This is a genomic window from Elusimicrobiota bacterium (assembly GCA_026388075.1).
Lineage (GTDB): Bacteria > Elusimicrobiota > Endomicrobiia > Endomicrobiales > JAPLKN01 > JAPLKN01.
In genome coordinates this window covers 1-9,782 of the sequence record JAPLKN010000109.1, presented here as the reverse complement: position 1 = coordinate 9,782, position 9,782 = coordinate 1, and the positions used below count along the sequence as shown (strand labels likewise).

Below are 9,782 nucleotides of genomic sequence, written 5' to 3'. Positions count from 1 at the left end.
GTATAGAATGCATAGTCTTTTGCGGAAATCTTATTTTCAAGATAGGATTCCAGGAAAGAATAAAAATCAGAAATAAACGCTACTTCTTGTTCCGCAATAGTTTTTGAAAAGCTGTAATGAAGTTCTCTTATCAATCCTCTTTCTTCCGATACAAGCTCCAAAGGATTGATATTTTGATTAGACTTTACGAATCCTAAGAATTTATTAAGCTCCGGAAATTGATATTCCAAATTAATCTTATAAAGGTTTGAAAGTTCAAGCAGATTTGAATAAAGCTGATCCATGTGAGACAGATCTTTTGTTTTTTCAAGCAGGAATTTGTAGGTTGCATAGGGCATTTTTTCTTTAAGTTGATTTATAAGATCGGTAAGCTGCTTGCTGACTTTCTTATAATTGATATGCCTTTGTTCCTTAATAAGAACAAGATATTCATTAATGTTCGGAAAATCTGAAAGATTTACTTGCTGTTTATCTGCATATTTAGTCAGAAGCTTGTAATATTTTTCGCTTGATATTTTGCCTTGCGAGTATCTGGCCGTTAATTCATCCAGTTTTTCGTTGCCTTTTTCAAAATATTTTTCCCTCAATTTTGAAAGATTCTGCTTAACTTGAGGCATCTTGGCCTGAATTTCTTTTTGAGATTCTATTATCTTTCCCAATCGCAGGACATTTTCTTTATAAAGCTCATTGTTTTCTATGCCTACCAGAAGATGGGGCTTATTGGCCTTGATTGAATAGTATTCAGTACCTGAAATTCTTCCCGCTTCAACAAATGTATTTATAATCTTTTCCCTGAGAGCTTTGTTTTCTATCAAATTCACCCAGGAAGTATCTATATTTCCGGCACTTCCTTCAATATATACTTTGTTGAGATGGTACTTTTCATCCAAAAGCTCAAGAATCCTTGAAATATTTCTTTGAACTTCACTGTGGCAGTGCAGATCCTGGATATTTATTACCACCTTATCCGAATCAAAACATCTGCCGTCCGTTATCCTGCCGAGACTATAGGGAATGGTTAATCCGTCTAAAGTAAGCTTGACCTGCCTTGTAATGTCCCCGTCTGTAACAGCTAGCGCGTGTAACGCCTGGCTGAATACCGATGTAAACAAAAATGCCGTGACAGTTAATACTGCAACGACTTTTTTGAAGCTTTGAACGGTTTCCAGGCAATAAAACATTGCTGATAAAATTTGGGACTTTAACTTTTTGAAACGCCCTGACAGTTTTTCAGTTTTTTTCACGAAAAACTCCTTGATTTGTTTTTTAGATGCCATGATACCTCCGAATTAAATTATTTTTTCTATTACTAAATACCTGCCACAATGACAGGTTATTTAATGAATTTGGGGACGTAGTTAGATAATACGATATTCGTTTAAAATTTATTGCCAATAACATGAATCCATATCTAAATATCAAACTACGCTCCCCTTTTCCTCTAACGGGGTAAATAAAAAAAACACGGCCAAACAAACGTTTAGCCGTGTTTTCAAATCTGCATATTAATGACATACAGTAATCTTCAATACTTCCTCTAGGGAGTAATAAAATACATATTAAAATCAATAGGAAGATGCCTAACCCCCCGCTACTATGTTCATCAAATCTTTTATAGTTGTTTTCAACTCCACTAAAATAACTTTTTATATGATAATTCAATGAATTTTGCCAATTTTTCTTAAAACAGCTGTCTTTTTTGACCGTTTTAAAAACTGAAAAAGTAAACAAGTCATTGGATGTATTTGACTGTTTTTTGTCTTCTTTTCTGGATTCTTTTGAAGATGTTTTGGCCAAGCCGTGCTGGTCAAACAATTCCTGGACAATCTTTAAAGGAAGTACCGCAAAAGAAGAATATTCAAATATGGTTGACTGGCTTTTTAAAAGGTCGGCTAAGGTGGAATAGTCAATCTCCAAAGAAATATTTTTCGGGAAAATGACATTACAAACCAAAAATGGCATCAAAACCAGCTGTAATAAGATGTTTTTTCCTTTTTTGAATTTCATAGGAACGCAAGAGAAGAGTAATTTAAATAAATAAACCCAGCGAAGAAATTTGCACTTGCTGAGTTCATTACCCCCAAAAAGATAAATCCCCCTTTTATTATGTTTATTTACAACAATTAGGTAATCTTATACCAAAATAGTGTAAAAAAGGGGTGAAGAAGATGTAAAATATTTGTAAAATAACGGAAGGATGGAAATTTATTTTGGAAGGTCAAACTTCAGTGATTGAGGCTGCTTTTCTGACTCGGCAACCTTATACATTTCTTTAGACTGGTAGTTCATCATATTGGCAACAAATGTGTCGGGGATTTGTTTTATTCTGGAGTTAAAAATTGCTACGGAATCGTTATAAAATTCTCTCCTGTCGGCTATTTGATTTTCAAGATAACTTATTCTTTCCTGAAGCTGCCTGAAATTATTATTGGCTTTTAAATCCGGATAATTTTCGCTTACTGCAAAAAGCGATTTTAAGGCTGTTGAAAGATCCGCTCCCGCTTGAGCGACTTGCGGAGGCGTGGTTGCTCCTAAAAATTTTGTTCTTGCAAGAGTTACTTTTTCAAGAGTTTCTCTTTCGTACTTCATATACCCGTTACAGACTTCTACAAGTTTAGGAATCTCGTCATATCTTTGCTTTTCCAATACCATTATATTTGACCAGGATTTATCCACATTAACAAAAATCTGAATAAGCTGGTTATAAATTCCGATGAAATATAAAACAACCGTTACAATTAAAATCCCTGAGACAATCCATATTAAGGTACCCATATATTCCTCCTAATTAATTTTCCTTTGAATAAATATTTACAATGAATATATTATAGCTTATAAAATATTTTTTGCAAAACTCCAATCATCATAAGACCGATATAAAAATATTTTAATACGTCTAATGAAACCCGTAAAAACTGCCCCAGGGTATTGTCCAGCCGTTTTTAATAATTTCGGCCCTGTTTAAAACCGAATAACTTATTAAAGAAATAATAACTATCCCAAAAAATATCCCTAACATACTGCTCCATATCTTTTTGCCAGCCACTTCTTTTTCGTCTCTATCTGAAATAATAAAAGTTTTTTCAAAATCTCCTTTTCCTATAACAATATCATCCTCATTTTCTTTGGGTTTGTTTAACTCTTCTTCCAAAAGCTCAATTTCCGCTTTAGCCCTGGCATTATCCCATTCATCTATACTTATTTCCCCATCGCCGTCCTTATCAAATTCTTTCATCTTTTTCGCGTCTTGTTTTAAAGCCTGCAGTTTCTCATTCAGCTTTATTTTTCTTTCTTCAAACATATTCTTAAACTTCTTTACCGTGCCGAGAACATAGACGTAATCTCCGGAACATATTGTCCATTCAGTATACCTTTTTCTTGCAAAACGATGGCTTTCAATATTCTGATAATCTCTAATTAGCATTATCTCAGCATTCAAAGGGTCTACTAGTATTTTTCCTGTAGTATCTTCAATATAAAAATAACTGGACGAACTTCCTTCTTCTTCCTTAACCCAATATTTCCTTCCCTTGCTGTCCGTATTTTCGCGTTCAATCAAATATCTGTAATAAGCGCATTCAGTATAAGTTAAAGGGCTTTTCAACGGATACTTGAGTCTTGCAAGACCTACTATTTCGGCTATGCCCATAGCAACCGAACGAATCTTGGATGTCGGAGTATTTTCAATGAGCCTTTTAACCATCAGCTCCTTGAAACCCCAAAAAAGAAGCCCGCAGCCAATGAAAATTACTGCGAACTCATGAAGATAGCCGAACAAGTTTTTTTGCTGGGGCATTGACGAATATTTGAAGGATATCGTAATGACCAGAAAAACAAATACGATAGCTGGCACTATTACCAATAGATTTTTTTTGTTTTTTAAAAAGTTTGCATTCAAATTAGAGTTAATATACATATTTTTCTAGGAGTACATTTTTAAATTACTTTTCGGCACCTGTCCGCCTTCGGACGTAGGGGACGCATGGGGGACACGCATGGGGGACGTAGTTAGATAATACGATATTCATTCTCGTAGGCAATTTTGCCGCCACGCTTTACTGCAGAGCTTATTGACGATTTTGTTATTCCAAAATATTTCGCAAGCTCAACCCCAGAAATTCCTAATTCCTTGTTTCCCCAATACGCTATTAAGCTTTTCGCCTGCGACAATTTACTCCTTCTGCTTTCCCTCTTTATCTCGTGCTCATCAACATTTAGCAATTCACAAACTTTTTTTACAAGTCTGTTTATATCCCATCCTTCTTTCTTTAGTCTTGCTTTTCGTGTCATTTGCTCATCGGCTTGCTTTAACGTTGAATTTACAAAGCCGCTGTCTCCTAATATCCGCTCATCAGCCAACCATTTTTCATTTGCTCCCCTCAAATTCAACACCTCTTTCCAGCCGCCAATACTCCTTAACATCCCCCCTCCAGTTAAATCATCCCTTTTTGTCATATCCTTTGCTTCTGCTACATATCTCTCATACTTTTTTGTCGCCGCAGATTTTGATCTCCCAAACCGTTCCAATATCTCGCCGATACTCTGCCATTCTACTTTGTTTTTACCCATTATAACTGAATGCCCGCTCCATTTATAACTGCTGAGCTCTTGTATCCCTTTTACTATTTTTGCCCTTATCGGATTTAAATGTATATACCTTACCAATTCCAAAAGGTACTCTTCTTCCTGGCACAATATTGATTTATATCGGTTCTGATACAAATAGCCACACCTCTTATACTTCTTGTTAAAATATAACGCATACCCGGTTAATAGTTTCCGCATTAAATCGCTGAGAGGCCTTGCGCCAGTTCTTATCAGCAAATGAAAATGGTTGGGCATCAACACCCAACCATAGCACTTATGCTGCGTTTGTTTTAGTCCTTCTCCCAATCGCCTAAGAAATTCTCTTCGGTCATCATCATCTTTAAATATTTCCCGACGTTCAATTCCACGTTGCATTACGTGATAAATTCCACCTTCAATGTTTATTCTTCCTTGCCTTGGCATATTTAGATATTATCATTTGCAGCCAGCATTGTCAATATCGTAATATCTAACTACGTCCCCTATTTTTAGTTTTGCAATTGCAAAATGATAGTGCTATAATATCCCTGCTTACCGATTAAATTTCCCTAAAAAAGGATAAATATGCATAAAGGTATTTTTATAACCGGGACTGATACTGGCATAGGCAAGACTTATATAGCTTGTTCACTTGCGAAAGCTCTTAAGTCTAACAAAATAAGGTTTGGAGTAATGAAACCGATAGCCACCGGAGACAGAAAAGACGCAGAAAAACTGCTTTCTGCCTCGGGCATTAAAGAAGACATTGATTTAGTAAATCCAATATTTCTTAAATACCCCCTTGCGCCTTTGGTATCCGCAGAACTAGAAAATAAATCTATTGAAATGGATTTGGTCTGGAAAAGTTTTAAAAAACTTAAAAAGAAATATGAATTCTTGCTCGTTGAAGGTATCGGCGGTTTGATGGTCCCGATAAAAAGGAATTTTTTCGTTTTGGATATGATAAAGAAATTTTCTTTGCCAGTTTTGGTTGTTGCAAGGCCTTTCCTTGGCACAATAAACCACACATTATTAACGGTTGATAAACTGGTTCAAAAAAAGATTAAAGTGCTTGGCATAGTATTCAGCTCCGGAGAAAAACTAACTCTTGCAGAAAAAACAAATTCCGAAATAATAAAAAATTTGACCGGATTGCCTGTGATAGAAGTTTTAGATGAGGAAGAAATTAATTTAAAAAACAATTTATGGCTAATAGGAAAAAAGTAGCGCTTACTAGAGACGACAAGAAATATATCTGGCATCCATTTTCGCAAATGGCCGATTGGCTTAAGGATGATCCAAACCCTCCTTTGATTATAGCTAGGGCAAAAGGAAATTATTTATACGATATCAATGGGAAAAAATATCTTGACGGCGTTTCTTCGCTATGGGTAACTGTTCACGGGCACAGAAAAAAAGAAATAGATAATGCATTAAAAGATCAGATCAACAAAGTTTCGCATTCTACTTTTCTTGGCTTAACTCACGAACCTGCAATAAAACTTGCAAAAGAACTGATTAGGATTGCGCCCAAAGGTTTAAAAAAGGTTTTTTATTCGGATAACGGTTCAACTTCAGTTGAAATTGCGTTAAAAATGGCTTACCAATATTGGTGCCAATGCAGCAAAAATAAAAAAGCTAAATTTTTATCGCTTAAAAACGCTTATCACGGGGATACGATAGGTTCAGTTTCGGTCGGAGGAATGGATTTATTCCATTCAAAGTTCAAACCGCTTCTATTTGACACTTATTTTGCTCCCTCGCCTTATTGCTACAGATGTCCTCATAGAAAAAATGACCATAACTTTCCATTAACTGCCAAAAGCTTTAGCGATCACTGTAAAATTATGGGGTGCGAAGGAAATTGTTTAACGGAAGTTAAAAATATTCTTCAAAAACATCAGGGTGAAATCGCCGCAGCAATTATTGAGCCTATGATTCAGGGCGCTGCAGGAATGCTTACATTTCCTAAAGGATACCTTAAAAGATTTGAACAGCTCTGTAAAAAATTCAATGTTCTTCTTATATGCGATGAAGTGGCAACGGGTTTCGGCAGAACGGGCAAAATGTTTGCAGTTGAACACGAAAATGTAAAATGTGATTTTTTATGCCTTTCTAAAGGAATCTCTGGAGGATATCTTCCTTTAGCCGCAACATTAACGACTGAAAATATATATTCCGCTTTTTTGGGGAAGTACGAGGAATTCAAAACATTTTTTCACGGCCATACATATACCGCAAATCCTCTTGCGTGCCGGGCAGCTATCGCAAATCTTGAAATATTCAAGAAGGAAAAAGTATTAAAAACAATCAAGCCGAAAATTGACTATTTAACGCAAGAATTGAACAAGCTAAAAAATATCAAATGGGTTGGCGATATCCGGCAAATTGGCTTGATGGCAGGTATTGAACTAGTAAAAAATAAAGCTAAAAGAATAAATTTTGATGATAAATATAAGGTTGGCGCCAAGGTCTGCGCTTTATGCCGGCAAAAAGGTTTGATTCTCCGCCCTTTAGGAAATGTTATAGTTTTAATGCCACCTTTAAGCATATCTGAGAAAGAAATAACTAAAATAATTGAAATAGTAAAAAACTCAATTATCCGATTCTGCTCAAATATTAATTAATACTTGAAATCTTTCAAATTATTTTGCAGAATAGATAAAGGAACTTCAGAGAAGTTCAATGTTAATTCGGTTTGAGCGGATTAAGGGAGGTTGTATGAAAAAGTTAAGCGCTTTTTTGGTTCTCCTTGGTTTACTGGCAGGTTTTGGCTCGGTTTGCTCGGCTGCAGAGAAAACCTATGTTAAAATCGGCGGAAATGTAAAAGTTGAAGAAGGGATGACCGTGAAAAATGCTGTGGCTATCTGGGGAGATGTTACAGTCAACGGAATTGTGGAACAGGACGCTGTTTCTATAGGCGGATCCGTTACTTTGGGGCCCAGAGCACAGGTTGGCAGAAATGTTGTATCAATTAAAGGGACCGTAAATAAGGATCCCAGAGCCAGAATAAACGGGAATATTACTGAAATTGGGCATATGTGTATTTCAGGCGCTGGCCCTTGCTGTAAGGGAAAATATTTCTTTGGAAAAAAGATTTTAATGTTTTTTGGCTTTTTGGCGCTTGCACTTTTATTTGTCGCAATTTTTCAGAAACTTACCCAGAACATTACGGTATTAATTGATAAAAACATATTAAAATCTTTTATTTGGGGTATAATCGGATCATTATTGATTGTGCCGGTTGGATTTCTTCTTTTAATTTCATTAATCGGGATAGTTTTAATACCGCTTGAAATAATTTTTGTTGCTTTAGCGATGTTAATTGGCTATTTTATTTTTGCAAGATTTTCAGGGCGAAAAATCGTATTGGCTTTTAAGTTCCGAGAAACATCGGTTTTATTTGAGACATTTTTGGGCCTTCTAGTACTTGGACTTATCGGTCTTATACCCTTCTTGGGATTTCTTGTTATGAAATTGGCAGCTGTAACAGGTTTTGGAGGCGTTTTAATCGCTTTCTACAATAGTGTAAAAAAATAGTCTTTGTATGGCATTTAATGAACATCCCCGCCGTCCGCCCTGGGCGGACGGAGTATCAGATGACCGGGTTCCTTTCATCCTCTCCCTTGATGGGAGAGGCCTCGGCTCATAGGAGCCTATGGCTCCGAGAGATTGAGGTGAGGATGAAAGCTATTTCAGCCCCCTCATCCTTCCCTTCTTCCTCGCTCGCAGGCTCGGTCCAAAGACTTACCCGCCAAGGGAGAAGGAATTATTCGGTAAGCGCCCAGCAAGCTGGGCGGAATTGCAAGTTAAATTATGAAACCTTTATTTGCGCTCGTATTTTTTCAGTTTTTGTTTTTGGCTTCAGGAATAAATGCACAAGCCGGATTAACCACTGAAAAAATCAGTTTCTATACCCGTGACGGACTAAAAATTGTCGGAGTCTATAAACCTCCTAAGGAAAATAACGGCGAGGTTTTTGTTCTTTTGCACGGACTAGGCTCAAATAAAGAAGAATGGAACTACTTTGAAACAATACTGGCTGAATCCGGTTACGGTTTTCTTGCGTACGATGCCAGAGGGCACGGAGAAAGCAGCACTAAAAAAGACGGGACTATCATTGACTATAAAAATTTCGGTAAACCTACCCCCAAATCCCAATGGGGAAAAATGATTGTGGATCTTGCAAATGTTGTGAACTACCTTATTACCGAAAAAAAGATCAGCCGAAAAAATATCGGGCTTATCGGAGCAAGCATAGGCGCAAACATAAGCCTTATTTACGGCTCATCATATAACCACGTAGGAACTTTAGTACTGCTTTCCCCAGGATTAGAATATATAGGTTTTGATACGCTTGATTATATCAACGCTTACAAAAAAGGAAAAATTGCTATTTGCGCTTCTCCCCAGGATGAATATTCTTACAAAAGCAGTCTTATCTTGTATAAAAAAATTATGAAAAACAAGCAGGCTTTACTGATAGAAGGCGAATCCGGCCACGGTGTAAAATTATTTGACGGAGAATTTGATAATTTGTTGATGGAATGGATGAAGAAACAGTAAAAAATGTGTAAATGTTATGAAAGTTAGAAAGTTATGAAAGTAAAAACTGAAAGAAAAATCACAAAATATGTATAAAAGTTTTAAAGTTAGGAAAGTTTAGAAAGTAAAACAAACTGCAACACATAAGAAACATCTAAAAGTGTCAGGGTTAGGAAAGTATTGAAAGAATGAAAATAGATAAATTTGAGGATTTAAAAGTTTGGAGCGAAGCACGAGGACTTGTTAAAGATATTTATTCTTTAACCGCAAGCAGTAAATTAAATAAGGATTTTGGATTGAAAGAACAGATACAAAGATCTGCTGTTTCAATTCTACCAAATATTTCGGAAGGTTTTGAAAGAGAAAATAACCGCGAATTTGTTTTATTTTTAAAATACGCTAAAGGTTCAGCAGGTGAACTTAGGGCTCAATTATATTTGGTCAGGGATTTAGATTACATAAACGAGAATCAGTTTAGTCAGGCTTACAAAAAAATCGTAACTATTTCAAAATTATTATCAGGTTTCATGACCTATCTAAAATCTCAACTTTCCTAACCTTCATAACATTTACACTTTTACACGCTTTTATTTTGCTTCAATCTTTTCAAATCTCGTGTAATCTCGTAGGACATCTGGAATTACTACAGAACCGTCTTTCTGCTGGTAGTT

General features: G+C 36.0%; 10 protein-coding genes. 5 read left to right on the top strand and 5 right to left on the bottom strand.

Going from position 1 to position 9,782, the window contains the following annotated elements; genetic code table 11:
- The 5 genes from NT145_05865 to NT145_05845 form a co-directional block, all read right to left on the bottom strand.
- Nucleotides 1-1,277, bottom strand: a 1,277-nt coding sequence (locus NT145_05865; protein MCX5782213.1) for a hypothetical protein, incomplete at its 3' end; no start/stop codon positions are given.
- Nucleotides 1,267-2,007 carry a hypothetical protein gene (locus tag NT145_05860; GenBank protein ID MCX5782212.1) on the bottom strand — a complete coding sequence of 247 codons (741 nt, stop codon included), beginning with the start codon at nt 2,005-2,007 and terminating at the stop codon, nt 1,267-1,269. The genes NT145_05860 and NT145_05865, both read right to left, overlap by 11 nt.
- Before the next feature lie 198 nt (nt 2,008-2,205).
- The gene (locus NT145_05855; GenBank protein MCX5782211.1) at nt 2,206-2,775 is read right to left on the bottom strand and encodes a LemA family protein; all 570 of its coding nucleotides are present in this window, start codon (nt 2,773-2,775) and stop codon (nt 2,206-2,208) included.
- 121 nt (nt 2,776-2,896) lie between these two features.
- Nucleotides 2,897-3,916 carry a GIDE domain-containing protein gene (locus NT145_05850; protein MCX5782210.1) on the bottom strand — a complete coding sequence of 340 codons (1,020 nt, stop codon included), beginning with the start codon at nt 3,914-3,916 and terminating at the stop codon, nt 2,897-2,899.
- Nucleotides 3,917-4,008: 92 nt separating this feature from the next.
- Nucleotides 4,009-4,962, bottom strand: coding sequence for a transposase (locus NT145_05845; protein MCX5782209.1), 954 nt, complete (start codon nt 4,960-4,962; stop codon nt 4,009-4,011).
- A 189-nt stretch (nt 4,963-5,151) separates the two neighbouring features.
- On the opposite strand from NT145_05845, the gene bioD reads away from it, so the two are divergent.
- The 5 genes from bioD to NT145_05820 all read left to right on the top strand — a co-directional run bounded on the left by bioD (nt 5,152) and on the right by NT145_05820 (nt 9,668).
- Nucleotides 5,152-5,793, top strand: coding sequence for a dethiobiotin synthase (gene bioD / locus NT145_05840; protein MCX5782208.1), 642 nt, complete (start codon nt 5,152-5,154; stop codon nt 5,791-5,793).
- The gene (gene bioA, locus NT145_05835; GenBank protein ID MCX5782207.1) at nt 5,772-7,193 is read left to right on the top strand and encodes an adenosylmethionine--8-amino-7-oxononanoate transaminase; all 1,422 of its coding nucleotides are present in this window, start codon (nt 5,772-5,774) and stop codon (nt 7,191-7,193) included. Before bioD ends, bioA begins: the two co-directional genes overlap by 22 nt.
- Before the next feature lie 94 nt (nt 7,194-7,287).
- Nucleotides 7,288-8,106, top strand: a complete 819-nt coding sequence (locus NT145_05830; GenBank protein ID MCX5782206.1) for a hypothetical protein — start codon at nt 7,288-7,290, stop codon at nt 8,104-8,106.
- Nucleotides 8,107-8,382: 276 nt separating this feature from the next.
- Nucleotides 8,383-9,132, top strand: a complete 750-nt coding sequence (locus NT145_05825; protein MCX5782205.1) for an alpha/beta fold hydrolase — start codon at nt 8,383-8,385, stop codon at nt 9,130-9,132.
- A 167-nt stretch (nt 9,133-9,299) separates the two neighbouring features.
- Complete coding sequence (locus tag NT145_05820) at nt 9,300-9,668, top strand: four helix bundle protein (GenBank protein MCX5782204.1); 369 nt, start codon at nt 9,300-9,302, stop codon at nt 9,666-9,668.
- Nucleotides 9,669-9,782: the final 114 nt, after the last annotated feature.

Excerpts from the sequence above, each read along its gene's own strand:
- NT145_05860 (MCX5782212.1), bottom strand. The coding sequence starts at position 2,007 with ATGAAATTCAAAAAAGGAAAAAACATCTTATTACAGCTGGTTTTGATG.
- NT145_05855 (MCX5782211.1), bottom strand. The coding sequence starts at position 2,775 with ATGGGTACCTTAATATGGATTGTCTCAGGGATTTTAATTGTAACGGTT.
- NT145_05850 (MCX5782210.1), bottom strand. The coding sequence starts at position 3,916 with ATGTATATTAACTCTAATTTGAATGCAAACTTTTTAAAAAACAAAAAA.
- NT145_05845 (MCX5782209.1), bottom strand. The coding sequence starts at position 4,962 with ATGCAACGTGGAATTGAACGTCGGGAAATATTTAAAGATGATGATGAC.
- bioD (MCX5782208.1), top strand. The coding sequence starts at position 5,152 with ATGCATAAAGGTATTTTTATAACCGGGACTGATACTGGCATAGGCAAG.
- bioA (MCX5782207.1), top strand. The coding sequence starts at position 5,772 with ATGGCTAATAGGAAAAAAGTAGCGCTTACTAGAGACGACAAGAAATAT.
- NT145_05830 (MCX5782206.1), top strand. The coding sequence starts at position 7,288 with ATGAAAAAGTTAAGCGCTTTTTTGGTTCTCCTTGGTTTACTGGCAGGT.
- NT145_05825 (MCX5782205.1), top strand. The coding sequence starts at position 8,383 with ATGAAACCTTTATTTGCGCTCGTATTTTTTCAGTTTTTGTTTTTGGCT.
- NT145_05820 (MCX5782204.1), top strand. The coding sequence starts at position 9,300 with ATGAAAATAGATAAATTTGAGGATTTAAAAGTTTGGAGCGAAGCACGA.